The 21,739-nt window shown below is 39.0% G+C and carries 20 protein-coding genes; 12 read left to right on the top strand and 8 right to left on the bottom strand.

Annotation, left to right across the window (positions count from 1 at the left end):
* Nucleotides 1-265: 265 nt before the first annotated feature.
* Nucleotides 266-1,321, top strand: a complete 1,056-nt coding sequence (hppD, locus tag ASU03_RS11665) for a 4-hydroxyphenylpyruvate dioxygenase (protein ID WP_057831969.1) — start codon at nucleotides 266-268, stop codon at nucleotides 1,319-1,321.
* Between the two features lie 92 nt (nucleotides 1,322-1,413).
* On the opposite strand, the gene can is transcribed toward hppD, so the two are convergent.
* Nucleotides 1,414-2,022: a carbonate dehydratase gene (can, locus tag ASU03_RS11660; RefSeq protein ID WP_057831968.1), complete on the bottom strand. Its 609-nt coding sequence runs from the start codon at nucleotides 2,020-2,022 to the stop codon at nucleotides 1,414-1,416.
* A 292-nt stretch (nucleotides 2,023-2,314) separates the two neighbouring features.
* Here can and ppiC point away from each other — a divergent pair, with 292 nt between their 5' ends.
* The gene (ppiC, locus tag ASU03_RS11655; protein WP_057831967.1) at nucleotides 2,315-2,593 is read left to right on the top strand and encodes a peptidylprolyl isomerase PpiC; all 279 of its coding nucleotides are present in this window, start codon (nucleotides 2,315-2,317) and stop codon (nucleotides 2,591-2,593) included.
* A gap of 29 nt (nucleotides 2,594-2,622) precedes the next feature.
* On the opposite strand, the gene ASU03_RS19955 is transcribed toward ppiC, so the two are convergent.
* Together ASU03_RS19955 and ASU03_RS11650 are read right to left on the bottom strand one after the other, a co-directional pair.
* On the bottom strand, nucleotides 2,623-2,796 hold the full coding sequence (locus ASU03_RS19955) for a DUF2897 family protein (RefSeq protein ID WP_082627259.1): 174 nt from the start codon (nucleotides 2,794-2,796) through the stop codon (nucleotides 2,623-2,625).
* 629 nt (nucleotides 2,797-3,425) lie between these two features.
* Nucleotides 3,426-4,028 carry a PilZ domain-containing protein gene (locus tag ASU03_RS11650; RefSeq protein ID WP_057831966.1) on the bottom strand — a complete coding sequence of 201 codons (603 nt, stop codon included), beginning with the start codon at nucleotides 4,026-4,028 and terminating at the stop codon, nucleotides 3,426-3,428.
* Nucleotides 4,029-4,225: 197 nt separating this feature from the next.
* On the opposite strand from ASU03_RS11650, the gene ASU03_RS11645 reads away from it, so the two are divergent.
* Genes ASU03_RS11645 through lolE form a run of 3 tightly spaced genes read left to right on the top strand, consistent with a single transcriptional unit; the run spans nucleotide 4,226 to nucleotide 7,544 of the window.
* Nucleotides 4,226-5,506: a lipoprotein-releasing ABC transporter permease subunit gene (locus ASU03_RS11645; protein ID WP_057831965.1), complete on the top strand. Its 1,281-nt coding sequence runs from the start codon at nucleotides 4,226-4,228 to the stop codon at nucleotides 5,504-5,506.
* A 12-nt stretch (nucleotides 5,507-5,518) separates the two neighbouring features.
* Nucleotides 5,519-6,283, top strand: a complete 765-nt coding sequence (gene lolD, locus ASU03_RS11640; RefSeq protein ID WP_057831964.1) for a lipoprotein-releasing ABC transporter ATP-binding protein LolD — start codon at nucleotides 5,519-5,521, stop codon at nucleotides 6,281-6,283.
* Entirely contained in the window at nucleotides 6,276-7,544 is a 1,269-nt protein-coding gene (gene lolE, locus ASU03_RS11635; RefSeq protein WP_057831963.1) for a lipoprotein-releasing ABC transporter permease subunit LolE, read from the top strand. The genes lolD and lolE overlap by 8 nt, the downstream gene beginning before the upstream one ends.
* An 864-nt stretch (nucleotides 7,545-8,408) precedes the next feature.
* Here the strand turns inward: lolE and ASU03_RS11630 are convergent.
* The gene (locus ASU03_RS11630; protein WP_057831962.1) at nucleotides 8,409-8,990 is read right to left on the bottom strand and encodes a Fe-Mn family superoxide dismutase; all 582 of its coding nucleotides are present in this window, start codon (nucleotides 8,988-8,990) and stop codon (nucleotides 8,409-8,411) included.
* Between the two features lie 291 nt (nucleotides 8,991-9,281).
* On the opposite strand from ASU03_RS11630, the gene grxD reads away from it, so the two are divergent.
* The 3 genes from grxD (at nucleotide 9,282) to ASU03_RS11615 (ending at nucleotide 10,814) form a co-directional block, all read left to right on the top strand.
* On the top strand, nucleotides 9,282-9,647 hold the full coding sequence (gene grxD / locus ASU03_RS11625; RefSeq protein ID WP_057831961.1) for a Grx4 family monothiol glutaredoxin: 366 nt from the start codon (nucleotides 9,282-9,284) through the stop codon (nucleotides 9,645-9,647).
* An 87-nt stretch (nucleotides 9,648-9,734) separates the two neighbouring features.
* Nucleotides 9,735-10,340: a peroxiredoxin gene (locus tag ASU03_RS11620; protein WP_057831960.1), complete on the top strand. Its 606-nt coding sequence runs from the start codon at nucleotides 9,735-9,737 to the stop codon at nucleotides 10,338-10,340.
* 273 nt (nucleotides 10,341-10,613) lie between these two features.
* Nucleotides 10,614-10,814 (top strand): hypothetical protein, encoded by a 201-nt coding sequence (locus tag ASU03_RS11615; RefSeq protein ID WP_057831959.1) that lies wholly within the window; start codon nucleotides 10,614-10,616, stop codon nucleotides 10,812-10,814.
* A gap of 315 nt (nucleotides 10,815-11,129) precedes the next feature.
* Here the strand turns inward: ASU03_RS11615 and rnt are convergent, their stop codons facing one another.
* A complete protein-coding gene (gene rnt, locus ASU03_RS11610; RefSeq protein ID WP_057831958.1) occupies nucleotides 11,130-11,876 on the bottom strand; it encodes a ribonuclease T in 747 nt (248 codons plus the stop codon).
* A gap of 229 nt (nucleotides 11,877-12,105) precedes the next feature.
* Between rnt and ASU03_RS11605 the strand changes: the two genes are divergently transcribed.
* Together ASU03_RS11605 and ASU03_RS11600 are read left to right on the top strand one after the other, a co-directional pair.
* A complete protein-coding gene (locus ASU03_RS11605; protein WP_231731564.1) occupies nucleotides 12,106-13,002 on the top strand; it encodes a flagellar protein MotY in 897 nt (298 codons plus the stop codon).
* A gap of 300 nt (nucleotides 13,003-13,302) precedes the next feature.
* On the top strand, nucleotides 13,303-15,192 hold the full coding sequence (locus tag ASU03_RS11600; protein WP_057832251.1) for a M1 family metallopeptidase: 1,890 nt from the start codon (nucleotides 13,303-13,305) through the stop codon (nucleotides 15,190-15,192).
* A gap of 136 nt (nucleotides 15,193-15,328) precedes the next feature.
* Here ASU03_RS11600 and ASU03_RS11595 read toward each other — a convergent pair whose 3' ends face one another.
* Both ASU03_RS11595 and cysZ read right to left on the bottom strand, forming a co-directional pair.
* Nucleotides 15,329-15,784 (bottom strand): hypothetical protein, encoded by a 456-nt coding sequence (locus tag ASU03_RS11595; RefSeq protein WP_057831957.1) that lies wholly within the window; start codon nucleotides 15,782-15,784, stop codon nucleotides 15,329-15,331.
* 131 nt (nucleotides 15,785-15,915) lie between these two features.
* Nucleotides 15,916-16,671 carry a sulfate transporter CysZ gene (gene cysZ / locus ASU03_RS11590; RefSeq protein WP_057831956.1) on the bottom strand — a complete coding sequence of 252 codons (756 nt, stop codon included), beginning with the start codon at nucleotides 16,669-16,671 and terminating at the stop codon, nucleotides 15,916-15,918.
* A gap of 220 nt (nucleotides 16,672-16,891) precedes the next feature.
* Here cysZ and zipA point away from each other — a divergent pair, with 220 nt between their 5' ends.
* Nucleotides 16,892-18,067, top strand: a complete 1,176-nt coding sequence (zipA, locus tag ASU03_RS11585; RefSeq protein ID WP_057831955.1) for a cell division protein ZipA — start codon at nucleotides 16,892-16,894, stop codon at nucleotides 18,065-18,067.
* Nucleotides 18,068-18,297: 230 nt separating this feature from the next.
* Nucleotides 18,298-20,367 (top strand): NAD-dependent DNA ligase LigA, encoded by a 2,070-nt coding sequence (gene ligA, locus ASU03_RS11580; protein ID WP_057831954.1) that lies wholly within the window; start codon nucleotides 18,298-18,300, stop codon nucleotides 20,365-20,367.
* Here ligA and ASU03_RS11575 read toward each other — a convergent pair.
* On the bottom strand, nucleotides 20,360-21,691 hold the full coding sequence (locus ASU03_RS11575) for a Na+/H+ antiporter NhaC family protein (RefSeq protein ID WP_057831953.1): 1,332 nt from the start codon (nucleotides 21,689-21,691) through the stop codon (nucleotides 20,360-20,362). The two genes, ligA and ASU03_RS11575, sit on opposite strands and share 8 nt — an antisense overlap.
* Between the last annotated feature and the right edge of the window lie 48 nt (nucleotides 21,692-21,739).

Raw genomic sequence — 21,739 nt, 5'->3', positions numbered from 1 at the left:
CAGTAACACCAGTGTTTGCTATCAGGTAAATATCAAGCGAATAGTACTCATTCCTTGAGTGCTAAACCCCACTGTACATAAATATATACAGTCGACTGATAGCATCAGTATAGCCTTGTTAGCAGTGAGCAAGGTTTTTAACAATATACTCGTACAATTTCTGTTACAACCATCGATTCGGCCTCGTACTACCAGCTCTTTCGCTTCTAAGCTTTGCCATTGATAATAGGCTTAATATAAGAAGATGATTGGAAGAGAAATAACAATGACCGAATGTAAAAACCCATTAAAACTTTGTGGTATTGAGTTTACTGAATATGCCACCCCCGACTCTGATTTTATGGAAAAAGCTTTCTATGGCTTTGGTTTTTCTAAAACCAAAAAAATGAAAGGACGTGATGTTGACTACTTTAATCAAAATGACATCCATTTTCTTATAAACAATGAAAAAACAGGTTTTTCTAAAGAATTTGCTAAAAATCATGGCCCTGCCATTTGTTCTATGGGCTGGCGTGTTGAAGATGCTAATTTTGCTTTTACTGAAGCAGTGAAGCGTGGTGCAAAATCTGCAGAAAATGAAGCCAACAAACTTCCCTATCCAGCAATTTTTGGTATTGGTGATAGCCTTATCTATTTCATCGATAACTTTGCCAGAACAGGTAAAAATAAAGGTTTAATCTATGATACCGACTTTGAAGATATTGCTGAGCCCGTTATCGTTGAAGACAAAGGCTTTTTAGCCGTTGATCATATGACTAATAATGTTCGTCAAGGCACCATGCATAAATGGGCTGATTTTTATAAAGACGTTTTTGGTTTTACCGAAATTCGTTATTTTGACATCAAAGGTGTTAAAACAGCATTGATCTCTTATGCACTGCAATCACCTTGTGGTAAATTTTGTATACCTATTAATGAAGGTAAGGGTAGTACCAACAATCAAATTGATGAGTATTTAAAAGAATATAATGGCCCTGGCGTGCAGCATTTAGCTTTTATAACGGATGATCTTGTCGGCTCACTTGATAAGTTAGATAGTGACATTATTGATACGCTAAATATTTTGCCAGAGTATTATGATGAAATATTTGACCGAGTACCTTGGGTAAAAGAAGATAAAGATAAGATTAAAAAGCATCAAATCTTGGTTGATAGCCAAGGTGAAAATACTTACTTATTGCAAATATTTACTAAAAACTTATTTGGTCCCATTTTTATTGAAATGATCCAGCGAGTTAATGATCAAGGTTTTGGAGAGGGGAATTTTTCAACCTTGTTTAAATCAATTGAATTAAATCAAATGGAACGTGGCGTTTTATAGTAAATAAGCAAGGATATATTTTTGCTAAAAAAACCAGCTAACTGAGTTAAGTTTGCTGGTTTTTTATTGCTTGTCTGTTTAGTTAACTAAATTTACTGATCTTTTTTGCTGTCGGCAGACACGTTAAGATCTTTTAAAATGCCATCGTGTAAGTTGTAGACTACGCCATGCACAGTAATATCCTGTTTATTATGCCAAGCTGTTAACAAGGTTGTGGTTTTACATATATTGGCTACTTGCTCGATAACATTGAGCTCACATAATAAGTTAATGCGCTCTTTCTCATCGGTAAGCTTGTCCATCTCTTCTTTATGGAAACGGTAAACATCTTCAATATGGCGTAACCAGTTATCAATAAGGCCATGACTTTTATTATCAAGGGCGGCACTGACACCACCACATCCATAATGACCACAAACGATAATATGCTGTACTTTTAATACATCGACGGCATATTGAATCACAGATAAACAGTTTAAGTCGGTATGAATAACTTGGTTCGCTATATTACGGTGTACAAAGACTTCACCAGGTTGCATACCAAGTAATTCATTGGCAGGGACACGAGAGTCAGAGCAACCTATCCATAAGTATTTGGGTGATTGTTGTTCAGATAAGGATTGAAAAAAACCAGGGTTTTCTTTAGTGATTTTTTCTGCCCATTGTTTATTATTATCAAACAGGTGTTGGATTGTTTTCATAAGTATAAGTCACGCCGAGTAGTTAAATTCACTGACATATTATGTCATAAAAAAGGTAAGTAAAAGTAATTATTTGTAATCTTGTGATATTTGAGCTCATTAAATAGTCAATATTCAATGAGGTACCTTTTAAAATGCCAATAGCTTACTTGAGTCATAGCGAACTAGGGCAGTAAACACAATAGTAAAATTGGCAGTTTAGACCATTTTCAGACCAGCAAATAATTAGTGCCATTGCTCTTCGTATCTCTAGTATAATAACAACAATCTCAACTCAATAGGTATAACAGCTATGGCGAGTGCATGTGCATTACATATTTTAGTAAAAACTGAAAAACAAGCGATAGAAATAAAAGCACAACTTGCTAACGGTGCTAATTTTGGCGTACTAGCCAAAAAACATTCCCTTTGTCCATCGAAGAAAAAAGGTGGTGATTTGGGCGAGTTTCGCCGCGGAAAAATGGTGAAAGCTTTTGATGATGTTGTCTTTAAAAGACCGATATTAAAAGTACACGGACCGATAAGAACAAAATTTGGCTATCATTTAATTAAAATCCTATATCGCAATTAACGGGTTATTTTAATCCTGTTGCACTCTTCTTATTTTTTGTTTTGTTCTTGCTCTTCTTTATCAAGTCGTTCGTTACGCTGTTTAATTTTAGCCAGTTGCTCCGCTGTTAAATTAAATTTTCGCGCCGACTTTTTTAATAACAAAATGCCTCCAAGGATAATACCTATAGCAAGCGTTATAATAATTATTGCGATTAATGACATAGATGCTAAAACCTTTTTTGATAACTTTGATGAAAATACTAGCAAAAATAATGCAGTACAGGTAATTTATTCTACTATAGCCAAGCCACTTCAAGATGCAGGATTCAGCTGGAATTAGAAACGTCTTTAGGCCAGGCATTGATTGAAGAGAATGGTTATTCCCTTGTCGAATTAATACTGATGGATAAATCCTTTATAAACCAGCCTTGCGGGGGACGTCTGAGTAAATCACGTTCGTCATTGCGTAGTTCATTAAGGACGCTACATCGATGCAGCTGATTAGAGAATGCAGACGGTACAGGAGTCCCTTATTAGATAATGCAGGAGCAATTATCCTGAGCATATTCTCCTGAACAACCATTATTTCATCACAGCGCCTTGAATTGAAATTGCTCAAGCACTCTGAAATAGGCATCTTGAATGGTAACGGGTATAGTCATATTATTATTGGTTTAGCTGATGTAGTTAACGTCATCGATTAATGACACTATGTTCGCGGTGGTATCCCTTAAGTCATGATATTAACAGAGGTTTAAATTCTGTTGCCGCACATGCCGAGCAGCAGCAACAAACGTCAAAAGAAGTAGAGCAGGCTATCAAGATAATTTGTGTTTGTGTTTGTGTTTGTTTTATCTTTTATTTTCTTGATTTCGCAATTTAGCCAGTTTTTGTAATTGTTTAGATTGCTCATGTAAACTGGCACGCACCAATATCTCTCTATCTTCTTCTCGTATAAAGTGAAACGTTACCTTGTAGGCAAACTGTTCGTTAGCCGACTCAACCTCGACTACTTCCCCAAAACAATAAATAGCACAATTATTTTCCAGTAAAAATATTTTCAGCTCAAGTATTTGGCCAATACTAAATACAGTTGTCGCGATAAATTTAATGCCGCCACCGCCAAATTGTATGCCTTGGTATCTATATTGAACCTCATCCTGTTGACTAAGAATATAGCCGACCAGTAAATCAATTTTCTGTGATTGTTGATTAAGGAAACTGACGAGTTGAGCTGCGCTACTTCCTAGACTTTGTAATGACCTTAACGCTGATTGATCGATTGAATTCATCTCAGTTGACAGTTTGAATGGCATTGGCATACGGGTCATAAATCGTGAAAAACTACTGGCTTCCTCTTTTTCTATGATGGTAATATTTACCGAGAAGTCATGCTTAATGGCAAAAAACTCATGATATAGGGTTAATTTTTGTTCAAGGGAATGAGTATTCATCAGGTCAGTTTCCATTTAAAAGAGAGTGGTTTTCATAAATAAGGTAAAAGTTCAAAAAAATAATACCATAGCTGAAACTTATAACAGAAAATTGTAACTATACATATCTCTTTGGCTATTTATCACAGACAATTATAGTGACTGTGTTATGCTACAGACCATTCTAAATTAGCCGCAGATAAAATAATAATACCTTAATGTTTCAACCTATTAGCATCTTCATCGGGCTACGTTATAGCCGTAGTAAAAGCCCCACTGGCTTTGTTTCTTTTATTACTTTCTTTTCTACTGTGGGTATCTTATTAGGGGTGGCATCACTGATCACCGTGGTCTCCGTGATGAACGGTTTTGAAGGTCAGTTAAAAAAACGCATCTTAGGTATTGTCCCCCATGTTATTGTCAGTGACTTTCCTGATAAAGAGGCTGGTGCTACGCAAAATCCATATTGGCCAAGTTTACGCAAAGAACTTCTTAGTCAGCCTCATGTACTGCAAGTGACACCTTTTCTGGAAAGTGAGGCATTAATTCAATCGACAAAAGGTCTTCAAGGCGTGTTACTACAAGGTATTATGCCTCAATTTGAAAGACAAAATATTATTAGCAGCCATATGGTTGCCGGTAGTCTGGCAAATCTTTCGACACAAAGCTATTCCTTAGTCTTAGGGCAGTCATTAGCCAATAAATTACAAGTGAACCTGGGTGATGAAGTGCGCTTGGTACTGCCCAATAAGAGCGTTTTTACCCCCATGGGACGTATGCCGGTACAACGTGTTTTTACCGTGGCAGGTATTTTTCATATTGGCTCACAAGTTGATGATGCCATGGTTTATGTGGACAGTCGCTATGGCGCAAAATTACTCAGGCGAACGGGCGATGGTATTGATAAATTACGCCTTTATTTAGATGACGCCTTTAATGCCCAGCAAGTAGTAACCGCACTTGAAAGTAAGCAACAAAGTGCACAATTACCTAAGCAAACAGGCAACCCTCTGCATTCCGTTAGTTTTAGCACTTGGAATGAAAGCCAAGGGGCATTTTTTTCCGCAGTAAAAATGGAAAAAAATATGATGTGGTTAATGCTTAGTTTAATTGTTGCTGTTGCTACCTTTAATATTGTCTCGGCGCTGGTGATGGTTGTTGTTGATAAACAAGCTGAAATTGGCATATTACAAACCTTAGGTTTAGCGCGTACTGATGTGATTAAGATTTTTATCACTCAGGGCATGGTTAATGGTTTGTGGGGCGTTAGCTTAGGTGGGGTTATTGGCGTGATACTAGCACTGAATCTGAATGATATAATGCGGGTGATAGGGGTTAATTTATTTGGTTTTGGCGTACAAGTTTTACCGATAAAGTTGGAGTTCTTTGATGTGCTAACTATTATTTTATCAGCATTGGTCATGAGTTTTCTTGCGACGCTTTATCCGGCATACCAAGCGTCGACCACTCAGCCGGCAGAGGTGTTACGACATGAATAAGGTTATGAACTAATGAGTAAAGTATTACAGTGTTGTCAACTAACTAAATCATATAAGCAAGGTGACATCGAAACTAAGGTATTAAAAGACTTAGACCTCAGTGTTGACAAGGGGGAGCTTCTTGCCGTTGTGGGTAGCTCTGGCTGCGGGAAAAGTACCTTCTTACACCTTGCCGGCGCTTTAGATACTCCTAGTTCAGGCAAGGTGCTTATCAATGGCATCGATATTCACCAATTATCAGACAAAGAAAGAGCTAAATTTAGAAATCAGCATATTGGTTTCATTTATCAATTTCACCATTTGATGATGGAATTTAGCGCTCAAGAAAATGTTGCTATGCCATTGATGATTAGAGGTGACAAAGCTAAAAATGCCTTGTTAGCAGCCAAGAATATGCTTGACGAGGTTGGCTTAAGCCATCGAATTGATTATCGGCCTTCACAATTATCAGGTGGCGAACGTCAACGCGTGGCGATTGCTCGAGCCTTGGTTACCAAACCCTCTTTAGTTTTGGCTGATGAACCAACAGGGAATTTAGATAGCGATACCGCCGAGCAAATTTATCAACTGATCCGTAGGCTAAATAAAACGGCTCAGACAAGTTTTGTCATTGTGACTCATGATCTAGTCTTGGCGAAACGTATGGATAGGCAAGTGAAGTTGGTACGGGGGCAATTATCACCCTTGTTCGATGAGAGTCATAAACCATTAGTCACCGATGACGCTAACAGTGATTTAAGTCAAAATAGTCGACCAATAAGCGAAAAAAATGTTTAAACCCTTAAGTCTTTTTTTAGGCTGGCGTTATGTTTGTAGCCGACATGGTAATGGTTTTTCAGCTTTCATCTCTGCCTCTTCTACCCTAGGTATTGCTTTAGGGGTAACCGTACTTATCGTTGTGCTCAGCGCTATGAATGGCTTTGAGCGAGAGTTATCGCAAAAACTTTTGTCGATAGTACCGCACGTTGAGCTTGTCAGTGTTAATGAGCCGATAAAAGATTGGCGAAAAAGTATTGAAAAAGTACAAAAAGAGCCAGCAGTGCTCGCTGCTGCGCCGGTAATAAAAATGACCGGCATGTTGCAACATGGCTTGAAACTTAAAGCGGTAGAAGTACGTGGCGTTGATGCCGAGCTTGAAATGCACGTGTCGAGTATTGATGATTATATTATTGCTGGTAGGTGGCAGGCTTTAGCCACTGGTGAGTTAAGTCAAAACACCATTATTCTTGGTAGCGGTGTAGCAAAAAAAATATCTGTTGAGCTCGGTGATAAAATACAGTTATTGTTACCGCCACCACAAGGGGGCCATGACATTAAACAAGTCTTTTCTTCACCTATTATTCGTCATGTCGAAGTCGTCGGTATTTTTAAATTTGGCGGAACCATAGACGAAACGTTAGCTTATATTCCACTGGCCCTGGCTAGTGATGTTATGGGCTATGCTAGCAATGAAACACAAAGCATACGTTTGAAAGTAGCCGATGTATTTGCTGCGCCTGAAACCGCTCGTCAGGTTGCCTACAATTTTGACCATTATGTTTATATTAATAATTGGACTCGTAGCCAAGGGCATTTATTTAATGATATCCAGTTGGTGCGCATGGTCATGTTTATTGTCATGGTGCTGGTTATCGCGGTAGCTAGCTTTAATATTGTCTCAACCTTGATCATGGCGGTTAATGAGAAACAAGGTGATATAGCTATTTTAAAAACCATGGGTGCCAGTTCACAAACCATAATGTTGGCCTTTATTTTTCAAGGTTTGGTTAATGGGGTAGTTGGTAGTCTATTAGGCGCGCTGTGTGGTGTTTATTTTGCATTAAACCTTACCGATATTATTAGCGGCTTAGAGCAGTTGCTTGGGGTTACCTTTTTGTCGGGTGATGTCTATTTTATTAACTACCTACCGAGTGTTTTACATACTAGTGATGTTTACGCCACCGTTATCACCGCGTTAATTATGAGCCTGTTGGCAACCGTGTATCCTGCATGGCGAGCAACAAAAATTGAGCCTGCGCAAGTGTTAGGCCAGCTGTAAGCACCCCTATAGCTTTTACTCTAGCTGAAAAAAAGACAAAAAAAAGCCCGCAAACTAAGTGCGGGCCAACTCAAATATCAAGTTGATAGAAGGAAGTTAAATTCCAAGAAACATGTCAGAGAGAAAAGATAGTATCTATCATTTCAGAGTAATCTGGTTAGTGAACTTTCTTTGGGAAAAGAGAAAGTAACATTGCGCTAACTCAGAAAACAAAGCTATCATAGTGGTGAATTCCTTGGTCGGCAAACTAAAAAAAATGTAGTCTAGGTATTAGAAAAACTAATGTATAAACATTGAACTTTCTATTGAGTTTGATTTGTGAATAGATATTCATTTTATTTACCTGTACGGCAAATAAATGGTCTGTAGCGTGATTGTTTATGCATAAATCAATTGGCACCTAAATAATAGCTGGTTTTTTATAACAATTCATTCATTAAATGATGGTGATTTTAATTGTTTACTTAAAAAAACTAAGGCAAATACTATGCCCGTTACCAATCAAAGTGCAGGATTTTAAACCCATCGAAGAAACGTTTGAGCAACTTCACTTCATCGTTGCTGTAACTTATAATGACGCTACATGGATGGTGTGATTATAGAATGCAGGAGCATATTCTCCTGAACTACCATTATTTCATCACAGCGCCTTGAATTGAAATAGCTCAAGCACTCTGCAGCATGTATCTTGAATGGTGACGGGTATAAGTGATTTTATGCTTTATCGGTTAAGACATAATGGCTTAAGGCAATCGCTATCATTATTGTTGTTACTGTAGCGATAAAATGCAGGGGATCGAAGTCTTTCTATTAACAATGCCTAGTAAAGCAAGCTTTACTAGGCAAATATAGATCTAGGTTTTACTAGCTAAAGTTAGCTTGAGCAAAATCCCAGTTAGCTAATGCCCAAAAACCTTTCATGTAATCAGGTCTTACGTTACGGTAATCTATGTAGTAAGCATGTTCCCATAAATCAACGGTAAGAAGTGGCGTAACACCATCGTCAGTTAATGGCGTAGCAGCATTTGAAGTGTTTACAATCGCTAAGCTACCATCGGCATTTTTAACTAACCAAGTCCAGCTAGCGCCAAAGTTATTGATAGCACTATCAGTGAACTTAGCTTTAAATTCATCAAATGAACCGAAGTTACTGTTAATAGCGGCTAATAAATCACCTGATGGCTCACCGCCACCGTTTGGACTTAAGCTGTTCCAATAAAAAGTATGGTTCCAGATTTGTGCTGAGTTATTAAAAATACCCGCTGAAGAGCTTTTAACAATCTCTTCTAAGCTTTTATTTTCGAACTCAGTACCGCCAATTAAGCCATTAAGCTTAACAACATAAGTTTTGTGGTGCTTGCCATAATGGAATGATAAAGTTTCTGCTGAAATGTGTGGCTCTAAAGCATTTTGCTCGTAAGGTAATGCCGGTAATTCAATGGCCATGATACTCTCCTAGTTATAATTCTAATTTTCCACCAAAAATAGGTGTGTTTTCATATAAACTTGAGTAAAATACTCAAGTATTATTTATTCAGGACATAAACCTATATAGGGGTTGTCAGGACAAGTTTCAAGGCTATATATATATATTAAAAATCAATAGTTAATATATTTTTATGCTAGTACTTATTCTATTCCCTTGTATTGAAATGAGTTGAAAATTTATTTTTTATCTCCATATGTAGGTATATCAATGCAATTGAATAGAATAAGCATTAATTAATAGAGGGTGTTATGGATACAATTGAGCGAATTAAAGAACAAATTAGCAAAAATACAATCTTGCTATATATGAAAGGGTCTCCTAAATTACCAAACTGTGGCTTTTCATCACAAGCATCACAAGCGTTAATTTCTTGTGATGAGAAATTTGCTTATGTTGATATTTTACAGAACCCAGATATTCGTGCTGAATTACCTAAATACGCCGATTGGCCAACCTTCCCACAATTATGGGTTGAAGGTGAGTTAGTAGGTGGCTGTGATATTATTATGGAAATGTTTCAGCAAGGTGAATTACAAACTTTAGTGAAAGCAGCCGCGGCAAGAAATTCCTCAGCAGAAGATAGTTCAGCAGGCAATAGTCCAGCAGAGGCATAATTTTAACTGATTGATATTTAACTATCTGCCTCCATGTTTGTTGGCAGGTAATTAAAATTTTTAACATAAATAAAAACGGAGCATAAAATGAGTGTATTAGTTGGTCGTCAAGCACCAGACTTCACTGCAGCAGCAGTATTAGCTAGCGGTGAGATTGTAGATAGTTTTACATTAAGCGAAGCAATTAAAGGTAAAAAAGCGGTAGTGTTTTTCTACCCATTAGATTTTACTTTTGTTTGTCCATCTGAGCTATTAGCTTTTGATCATCGTATGGACGAGTTCAAAAGCCGTGGTGTTGAAGTGATTGGTGTGTCAATTGATTCACAATTTTCTCATAATGCGTGGCGTAATACACCAGTAAACGACGGTGGTATTGGTCCAGTACAATACACGTTAGTTGCAGATGTTAAACATGAAATTTGTAAAGCATACGGTGTTGAACATCCTGAAGCGGGTGTTGCATTTCGTGGTTCATTCTTAATCGATGAAGAAGGTAATGTACGTCACCAAGTAGTGAATGATTTACCTCTTGGCCGTGATGTTGATGAAATGTTACGTATGGTTGATGCTTTACAATTCCATCAAGACCATGGCGAAGTTTGTCCTGCAGGTTGGAAAAAAGGTGATAAAGGTATGACAGCGTCTACTGACGGCGTAGCTGCTTACCTTACTGAGAATGCAGACAAGTTATAATTATTGCTTAATCGTTAAGTTACTCGTTTAAGTTAATTAACGACAGAGCAAAGTAAAAAACCGCGCAAGCGGTTTTTTTATCTTTAAAATTCAATAAAGTCAACTAAGCAGTTATTGCTTAACGTCATTTTAATTGCCGCCGCAGATAATGGCTAACGGCCAGCCCCCTCACGCTCGCCGTTTATTTACAATGAGACAAAGGTATGTTGATTAGGTCCGGCTATTTTTACTGTGCCTCAGGCTCAGGCTCAGACTCATTCTCTGACTCGGTTAATGGCCACCCCCATAACGCTCGCCATTTGTTTACAATGTGACAAAGGTATGTTGATTAAGCCCGGCTGTTTTTACTGTGCTTTAGACTTAGACTTAGACTTAGACTTAGACTTAGACTTAGACTTAGACTTAGACTTAGACTTAGACTTAGACTCGTTTTCTGTCTCATTCTCTGACTCGGTTAATGGCCACCCCCCCTAACGCTCGCCATCTATTAACAATGTGACAAAGGTATGTTGATTAAGCCCGGCTGTTTTTACTGTGCTTCAGACTCAGACTCAGACTCAGACTCGTTTTCTGTCTCATTCTCTGTCTCGGTTAACGGCCAACCTCCTAACGCTCGCCATCTATTAACAATGGGACAAAGGTATGTTGATTAAGCCCGGCTGTTTTTACTGTGCTTCAGACTCAGACTCATTTTCTGTCTCATTCTCTGTCTCGGTTAACGGCCAACCTACTAACGCTCGCCATCTATTAACAATGTGAGCAAGGTATGTTGATTAAGCCCGGCTGTTTTTACTGTGCTTCAGACTCAGACTCAGACTCAGACTCAGACTTAGACTCATTTTCTGTCTCATTCTCTGTCTCGGTTAACGGCCAACCTCCTAACGCTCGCCATCTATTAACAATATGACAAAATAACTCGGCCGTTTTTTCGGTATCATATAATGCGCTATGTGCTTCATTATTATTAAAATCTATATTGGCTGCGATACATGCTTTTGCTAAAACAGTTTGTCCTAAGGCCAAACCAGCAAGTGTGGTCGTATCAAAGCTGACAAAACTATGAAAAGGACTGCGCTTGATTTTACAGCGCTCGGTGGCCGCATTTAAAAAGCCTAAATCAAAGGCGGCATTGTGCGCAACAATAATGGCTCGTTGACAACCTGCCGCTTTCATTTTTTTACGCACTAATTTGAACAGTGTTTTAAGTGCTTCATCTTCCGTCACCGCGCCACGCAACGGGTTAGTAGGGTCTATACCGGTAAACTCCAGTGCTTTTGGTTCTAGATTCGCACCTTCAAAAGGCTCAATGTTAAATTGTATGGTTTCATCGATAGAGAAATCACCTGTGGTTTCATCTAGATGTAACATTGAAGCCGCAAGTTCAAGTAAGGCATCAGTTTTGGCATTAAAACCCGCGGTTTCTACATCGATAACAACAGGGAAATAGCCCCGAAATCTTTGAGAAAATTGGCTTTTAACGTTGTCAGTATTGGTTGATGTTTTTTTCTGGCTATCTATTGAGCTTGATTCGGACATGGTCACTATGTAATGAAAAGGGAAAAGTAATGCTGGGGATTATCGCAGAAAGTTAATTTAAAAACGACAATGAAAGTGATTTCTCGGCAAGTTAGCCTGTTTTTACCATGAAAAGCGCTATTTCATTGATATAATGCTAAAGTTATCTAGGTTTATGACGATACCTTTATATATCTAATATAGGCTAAAGTGTATAGGCCCGTTACCGCTTTCAATATTGTGCATAATTATGAAACCAATCATCGCAGCAATGAGTTCTTCTTTTCTTGTCCTGGCTAGCTTAACCGCTAGTTTGCTTGTCAGTGGAACACATGCCGGCATCCGCCAATATAGCGCTGATATCCATACCTCACAATGGCAGCTCTCTGCTGATTCACGCCTGCAGTGCACCTTGTCACATCAAATCCCTCGTTATGGTGAAGCCCGCTTCTCAGCCAAAGCCAGCCGCAAGCTTAATATGGAATTTGAGCTAGATATGATGCTGTTACCCGATAACTACTCCTTAGCGGAAGTTCGCAGTGTTGCACCTAATTGGCAACCTGGTGTGGGCTCTCGCACGTTAGCGACGATGAAATTACATAAGCAATTTAAGCCAAGTCTACCAAAAAAAGTTGCTTGGACCATGTTAAGTGAACTAGAGCAAGGCATGAGTCCGACCTTTTATTATAATGGCTGGTATAGCGATCAAGATAAAATATCGGTTGGTCTATCAACAGCACGTTTTAAAAAAGCTTATAAAGATTTTGTTGGCTGTGTAGGTAACCTGCTTAACTACAGCTTTGAAGATATCGCTTATACCGTACTTAACTATCAATCGAGTAGTGATAAATTTACTAAGGCATCACAAAGGCGTATCGATATGATTCGTGAGTATTTGAGTCTAGATCCCGACTTAGAACTGGTATTGATTGGTGCTTATTCTGATAGCTATGGTGGCCGTTGGTCCAACTTAAAGTTATCGGAACGCCGCGCCACAAAAATAAGAGATTATTTTGTGAAAAATGGTATTGATATTAGTCGAATTGCCGCGAAAGGTTACGGAGAAAAACGTCATATTGCCTCTAATGACACCACACTAGGTCGAGGGAAAAACCGCCGAGTGGTTATTCAAATGCAAAAACCTTAACTTATTTACCACATTTTGTTAAAGAGCTGTAAATAATACTTGCTACTAACGCTATAGAAAATTTAAAAAATCTAAAGTAAAGTATTGAACAGGCCTGTAGATTCGCAGTAATCTACAGGCCTGTTTTTGTTTGTGCTCTATTTAATACCAATGAGTATAAAGATCGCTCACTTAGCGAGAGTTTAACGGCGAATAGGCAAGGCTTTGTTCATTCTAATGTCGACCCTGTCATGCTTAGTGTTCATATTCTTTATGCAAAATGGTAAAAGTACAATTTTTTATTTTAAAGGGTTAAATGTCATGAAACATTTTTCAAAACTTTGCTTGTTACTCGGCACTTTATCAGTGTCAGTTGCGCCAGTTACGTGGGCGCATGAAGGAGCAGAACATCAACACGCTAAAGTGTCTAAACTAACGGATGCATATACTTACGCTAATTATGACCAAGTTAAAGCGACTCATGTATATCTTGATCTTAATGTCGACTTTGATAAAAAATCTTTGTCTGGTTTTGCGGAACTCTCACTCGATTGGATGAGCGATAACAAAACGTCATTGATTTTGGATACCCGCGATCTTGTTATCCACCGCATCATGGCAAAAAATAGCCAAGGGCAGTGGCTAAAGGTTAATTATAAACTGGCAAAGCGTGATGACGTTTTAGGTAGCAAGCTAACCATAGATACACAGTTTAATGCTGAAAAAGTTCGTATCTACTATCACTCAACTGAAAAAGCTTCAGGCTTACAATGGTTATCAGCTGAGCAAACGGCGGGTAAAGAAAAACCATTTTTATTTAGTCAAAACCAAGCCATTCATGCGCGCTCTTGGATACCAATTCAAGATACCCCGAGTGTTCGAGTCACTTACACGGCACGTATTACTACCGACAAAGATTTATTAGCGGTAATGAGTGCTAATAATGAACCCGGTACTGAGCGAGATGGCGACTATTTTTTCTCAATGCCACAAGCAATACCTCCTTATTTAATTGCCATTGCTGTCGGTGATCTGCAGTTTAAAGCGATGAGCCATCAAACCGGTATTTATGCCGAGTCTTATATTTTAGATGCTGCGGTTGCAGAATTTGATGATACCCAAGCGATGATTGATAAAGCGGAAGAAATGTATGGTAAATATCGTTGGGGTCGTTACGACTTATTGATGTTACCACCAAGCTTTCCTTTTGGCGGTATGGAAAATCCACGTCTTTCGTTTATCACACCAACCGTGGTTGCCGGTGATAAAAGCTTAGTTAACTTAATTGCGCATGAACTTGCTCATTCTTGGTCAGGTAACTTGGTGACTAACGAAAGCTGGCGTGATCTTTGGTTAAACGAAGGTTTTACTAGCTATGTTGAAAATCGTATTATGGAAGCAGTCTTTGGTACTGAACGTGCGATTATGGAACAAGCACTTGGTGCGCAAGAGTTAAATGCTGAATTATTAGAACTTGCCCCAGGGGATACTAAGCTTTATATCGATTTAAAAGGCCGTGATCCGGATCATGCATTCACTGGTGTACCTTATGTTAAAGGCCAGTTATTCTTAATGTACCTAGAACAGAAGTTTGGTCGTGAACGTTTTGATGCCTTTGTCCTTGAGTATTTTGAGAGTCATGCATTTCAAAGCATAGGTACCAAAAACTTTATTAAATACTTAAAAGCTAACTTAACCGATAAGTACCCTAATATTGTTAGCGATAGTGAAATCAATGAGTGGATATTTAATACTGGTTTACCAAGTTATGCGCCACAGCCTATATCTGACGCTTTTACCGTTATTGATAAGCAAATTAAACAACTCGTTGCTGATGAATTAACTTTGGCGGAATTACCTACCGCTCAATGGACGTTGCATGAATGGTTACACTTTATCAATAACTTACCGCTTGAGGTTAATCAAGAGCGCATGGTTAGCTTAGATAAAGCCTTTAACTTAACCACAAGTAAAAATGCTGAAATTGCTCATGCTTGGTACTTATTATCAATTCGCGTTGGTTATAAGGAGGTTTACCCCGAAATGGCTAAATACCTGAAGGGCATAGGTCGTCGTAAACTGATTGTGCCTTTGTATAAAGAACTAGCGAAACAAGCAGAAAGTAAGGCATGGGCTATTGAAGTTTATCAACAAGCGCGGCCAGGCTACCACGGCTTAGCACAAGGCAGTGTTGATAGTGTATTGAAATAGTTGAGTAAAATCTTGCTCAATAAAATCTAGATGAAAAATACGCGATAAAAAAGGGCTCAATGTGAAAACATTGAGCCCTTTTTATATATATTTTAGTAGAGTAATAACTAGGTAGCAAAGCTAACTAGCAGTTTGCTTACATATTACTTTCAATAATCACATCGACTTGGCGCTTTTTATTTTGTTGTGAAATAACCACACGCATGGTTTCTTCACCCTCTTGGTATTTCAGCGTCAATCTGTCGCGTTTATGCTCTTGTGAATATGAAGCGCCGAAGGCTTGTTGATAAAATTCGATAACTTGTGCTTCGCTGGCGTTAGTGAAGTAGTTAATCACTGCCGGTAGAGCATCACTAAACTCAGCAAAAATTTGCGCGTCTGCTAATACTGGGATAGCAATAACCCCGTTATTAATCACCGCACTGATAACGTCTTCTTGCTCTTCAATGAAAAACTCTTCAATAATAGGCTCGACCACAACTGCAGCTTGTGTCGGCAGCTCTTCAATATCTGGTGTTGAAGAGCAAGCACTAACACCAACTAGCATCACAGTTAGTAAGGTAAAATGCTTAACAACTTGTTTTACTTTCATTTAAGTCACTCCGTTCATATGTGTTTTTTATATTATTTAAATATATACGATTTTAAGCACTAACGCGATATCAGCATAAAAAAAGCCATAAAGCGCAGTACCTAGTGCAAGGTATTTGATTGATATAGGGTTTATACCTTGTCTTGATAGTGATCCACCCATAAAGCGGTAGCGCCACAAATGGCCACAGGCATAACGATAAGATTTACTATTGGGATCATTGAAAATACCGTGACTGTGATACCAAAGCTATAACTGAGTCCTTGGTTTTGTTTTAATATTTCCTTCATTTTGGCAAAAGGCACTTTGTGATTATCAAAGGGGTAATCTTTATATTGTATTGCCATCATCCAAGCAATAAATAAAAACCAAATAATTTGGCCTAAAATGGGTAAAACCCACAACATAATGAAAAATCCAATAGCACGAGGTAAATAATAACTTAATTTTTGCCATTCTCTACTCAATGTTCTTGGAATATCTTTAACTATGTCGAGCATCTCACCCTTGGGTGCTTGCTGTCCGCGTAAAATAGCCTCCATTTTTTCGGACAATAAGCCATTAAAGGGGGCTGCTAGCCAATTGGCAACAGTACTAAAAACAAATGAAAAAATCACCAGGATAGTAAGTACCGCTAAAGGCCACAGTATGACACTTAACCAATCTAGCCAGCTAGGTAACCAAGCCATAATGCTGGTCATATAGCTAGCCAACTCTAGATAGACAAAGTAAAAGGCAATACTAAATAGTAAGGTGTTGATTATTAATGGGATAATAACAAATCGACGTACACCTTTTTGTTTTATTAGACTAAAACCTTTCAAAAAGTAACTGGCACCACTGTGCGCAATAGGGGCATATTTAGCTTGTTTAGATGAATGAGGCATGAGGTTAAATTGATCCTAACTGACAGATATTCTTCGTGTGAGTATATACTCTTTAGCATGCTAAATGCAGCTTGATTGGTGGCGGGCAAAATAGCTTCTTTCCTGCTATTACCACATTAACTTGTTACAAATAGCCTAAATTTCTGCTAAAGTTTCCCGTTAATATATAGCGATAATATTCGCATGAAATACAGCAATCAAGAGAGTAAACAGGCTGGAAATGGAAGATAACTTCAGAAACGTCTTAATTATACTTAGCGCCATTGTTATTACCGCAATATTTATTCATGGCTTATGGACAATAAGAAAACAAAAAAACCCCTACAAACTAAAAACATCTATAAAGAAGATTGAGCCAATCACGCGAGACTTTGATGGTAAAGGTTTTGATCAAGATGGAGTAGGGCAGATAAAAGTTACCCCTAGTGTAGCAAGTGACCAGCTAAACCTTGAAGATGAGGCTGTAGCTGAGCATATTTCGACCACTGGTGTGCAGTTACCCGATGACCTGTCTACAAGCCAAATATTAATAAAAAAGGATGTGTTAGGTGAACTTGCTGGACAGGTTACGGAAGGGCAAGATGAAAAAGCTGCGAATAGCGCAGTTCAACCATTAGATAACTGTCTTGAAGATGACTGGTTTAAAGACGATACTCAAGAAGGCTCTTTAGAAGATAAGAGCAGTCAATTTTCTAAAGGTGAATTAGGTGACGAGTTAACCCCTGTTAGTCAATCAGTGGATGCTACTGCGATACCAGAGCCGGTAGAGCCAAAACCAGCGGTTCATATTGAACCTTTATATGAACAACCTGTTACACAAGCTAAGCCGGTACGCACGCCAATTAAAAAAGTTACTAAAGTATTATCAAAAGCGTCATTTAAGCGTGAACAAATTGAAAAAGATTTTGATAATCAGCTAAATGAACGTGCCATTGAAGCTAATAAGGTTAAAACGCCAATAGAGCCACAAGTCATTATTTTATCTGTGGTCATGCCGGCAAATCAGCAAATTTTTGGTGCTGCATTACTACCAAGTTTACTGACCTTAGGCCTTAAATATGGTGAAATGAATATTTTTCATCGCCATGAAGATAATGCCGGTAACGGTAAAGTGACCTTTAGTTTAGCTAACATCATGAATCCAGGTGCATTCGATTTAGATACCATGGAAAGCTTTGCTACACGGGGTGTCAGTTTATTTATGACCCTACCTAATGCAGGGGACCCTTTTTATGTTTTTGAACAAATGCTTAATGCCGCTAAGCAGTTAGCGCAAGAATTTAATGGCCAAGTTATCGATGATAAACGCAATGTCATGACTAAACAAACTGAGCAACACTACTTAAGTAAAATCAGAGAGTTTGATCGTAAAAATCGTATTGCTCTAGTAGGCTAATCCTAAGTAGGCTAACCCCTGAGTAGGGTTAGTCATCTATACCCGTCACCATCCAAAGCACTCTGAAACATGCATCTTGAATGGTAACGGGTATATACTCATCTTTATTGTTATAGCGGGCTTTGGCCCGTTTTTATTTTCTTTATACCCTTCATCTATTTGTGTCAGCTTCTTATTCAATCTAACCGAGTTGCCATAAAGTAAATTATCAACCTTAGTGAATTATTCTTATGTCCAATGCCGAAGATAAAATTAGCCAACTGCAACTGCAGCTTAATCAATATAATCATGAATATTATCTATTAGATCAACCTAGCGTACCTGATGCCGAATATGATCGGTTAATGAAAACATTAATTGCTTTAGAAACTAAAAATCCTGAGTTTAAAACCCTTGATTCACCTAGTCAAAAAGTTGGTGGGCAAGCCTTAAAATCTTTTACTCAAGTCACTCACCAACAGCCAATGCTTTCACTTGATAATGTCTTTTCTCTAGACGATTTCCATGCCTTTGTTAAACGTGTTAAAGATAGATTGAATAGTGAACAGCCGTTAACTTTTTGTGCCGAGCCTAAATTAGATGGCTTAGCGGTAAGTCTACGTTATGAACAAGGCATTTTAGTACAGGCAGCTACGCGTGGTGATGGCCGTGTTGGTGAAAATATCACCACCAACATTCGTACTATTAAATCCATTCCACTTAAATTAAGGGGCACAGCGGGTAAAGATTTTCCGAATATTGTTGAAGTACGTGGTGAAGTTTTTATGCCTAAAGCCAGCTTTAATGCCTTAAATGAACTGGCTAAAAAACGTGGTGACAAAGGTTTTGCCAACCCTCGTAATGCCGCCGCGGGCAGCCTACGACAACTTGATTCCAAAATTACCGCTAAGCGTAATTTAGCCTTTTACGCTTATAGTTTAGGATTTGTTGGTGATTTTACCGCTGATAATGGCGAAAGCAAAGACTTAACCCATGAATTCTTTGCCGACTCACATCACCAAAGGCTGTGCCAGCTTAAAACACTCGGTTTACCTATGTGTCCAGAAGTACGTTTACTGGCCAATGAACAAGCAGCTGATGGTTTTTATCAAGATATCTTGGCTAAACGTAGCGCCTTAAGTTATGAAATTGACGGTACCGTATTCAAGGTTGATGATATATCTTTACAACAACGCTTGGGTTTTGTCGCACGTGCGCCTCGTTGGGCCATTGCTTACAAATTCCCAGCTGAAGAAGAGTTAACCTGTGTCGAAGACGTTGAGTTTCAAGTTGGACGTACCGGCGCCATTACCCCAGTGGCTAGGTTAAAACCTATTTTTGTCGGCGGCGTTACGGTTTCTAATGCTACCTTACATAACCAAGATGAAATTACCCGCTTAGGGTTGAAAATAAATGACACCGTCGTTATTCGCCGAGCGGGTGACGTTATTCCGCAAATTGTTAGTGTGGTAGTGGATAAACGACCGGATAATGCCCTAGATATTGTCTTTCCGACCACGTGTCCCGTGTGTGACTCTGCGGTGGCTAAACCAGAGGGTGAAGCGGTACTTAGGTGTACGGCTGGGCTCTTTTGTGCGGCGCAACGAAAAGAAGCGATTAAACACTTCGCTTCTCGAAAAGCCCATGATGTCGACGGATTAGGCGATAAACTTGTTGAGCAGCTTGTTGATGAAAATTTGATTAATACCCCGGCTGATTTATTTAAACTGACCGAAATTCAGGTCAGTATGATGGCGCGCATGGGTAAGAAGTCAGCGACTAATTTAATCGCTGGCCTTGAAAAAGCAAAAAGTACCAGCTTAGCGAAATTTATTTATGGCTTAGGTATACGGGAAGTAGGTGAAGCAACGGCAGCTAACTTGGCGAATCATTTCTATACCTTAACGGCCATTGAAAGTGCATCCCTTGAAGCATTACAAGATGTCAGCGATGTCGGCGAAATTGTCGCGAGAAATATCATTAACTTCTTTAAAGAAGAGCATAACTTAGCGGTGGTTGCTGGGCTAAGCGCGGTGATGAATTGGCCTACTATCGAAATAAAATCTGCTGAGCAGTTACCACTTAACCAGCAGGTTTTTGTTTTAACGGGCACGTTAACGCAAATGGGCAGAGCAGAGGCGAAAACAGCGTTGCAATCCTTAGGGGCTAAAGTATCCGGCAGTGTTTCGAAGAAAACAGATTTTGTTGTTGCTGGGGATAAGGCCGGCTCTAAACTCACTAAAGCACAAGATTTAGGTATCTCGGTACTTACTGAAGATGCTTTGGTGGCATTACTTGCCGAACATGGCGTGACTATTTAGCTTTGCGGGTTAATCGCCAAAAAGCAAAACCGGCGACAAAAAACAGTACCATAGGGTAAAAGGCATGGCTTGCTACAGCCAGTGGTGATATTTGTAAAGTTGCACCAAGCAATAACGCCTGTGCGCCATAAGGCAATATACCTTGGTTAATACAAGCAAAAACATCGAGTAAACTGGCTGATTCAGCAGGCGATAGTTCTCCATCATTAGCAATGTTTTTAGCGGTATCCCCGGTGACTATAATTGACACTGTGTTGTTGGCGGTGAAAAAATTACAAACAAAGGCAAGCCCGGCAATGCCTAAACTGGCAGCACGTCTTTTATTATTAGGCACCAGTTTTCTAGCGAGGTTTTCAATAACACGGGTTAAAGCGGCTAAGCCACCTTGCTGGCGAACAAGTTCACTTAAACCACCGATAAATAGCGATAAAATAAAGATGTCCTGCATACTGGAAAATCCGGCGGTAATATCTTTTAACCACGCGGATAACTGATAACCATTGCTTATCATGCCTATGACCGCAGCTAACACTATGCCTAAGATTAATACTACAAAGACATTCACGCCCATCAAAGCTAATACCAGAATTACCACGTAAGGGATCAAACCAGCAATATCTGTGTCACTGCTGAGTTCATGATTTACTTCGCCACCTAAGACCGTAAATATCACCAAGCAAATAAGCGCGGCAGGAACCGCAAATTTAAAGTTAACGCGAAATTTATCTTTCATGTGTGCGCCTTGACTGCGCGTAGAGGCGATAGTGGTATCAGAAATTATTGATAGGTTATCACCAAAAATGGCGCCGGAAACTAAACAGCCAGCGACCAGAGCCGCATCTAAATTTGCTGAATCAATAAAGCCGAGAGCAACAGGAGCAATGGCCGCTATAGTGCCCATTGATGTTCCCATGGCGGTAGATAAAAATGCAGCCACTAGGAATAATCCTGGTAGTAATAAATAATCAGGGAATATAGCCAAGCCTAGCTGTACACTTGCATCAACACTGCCAGTAGCTTTGGCTACCACGGCAAAGGCACCCGCGAGCAGGTAAATTATGCACATGGTAGTAATATTTGCATGACCTGCGCCACTAACAAATTGTGTCACTTGTTTATCGATAGAGCTTTTAAATAAAAACTTGCCTAAGGCCATTGAGGCAATAATTGCCGGAATAATAGCAATACTTGCTGGCAGTTGATAAAAAGCAAAATCAACACCTTGCAGTGTTAAAATAATACCGGTACCGAGAAAAAGCCCTAAAAAAATGGCAAAAGGCAGTAGGGCAAATAAGTTTTCTTTAGGGGCTTCTTTATCAGTCATAACAGAGCTACATAAAATAATGTTGTTGTAGCATTATAAAAGTAAAAT

It is taken from the genome of Colwellia sp. TT2012 (assembly GCF_001440345.1).
Lineage (GTDB): Bacteria > Pseudomonadota > Gammaproteobacteria > Enterobacterales > Alteromonadaceae > Colwellia.
Note: the sequence above shows the minus strand (reverse complement) of the source record. Positions and strands in the feature narration are given on the sequence as shown.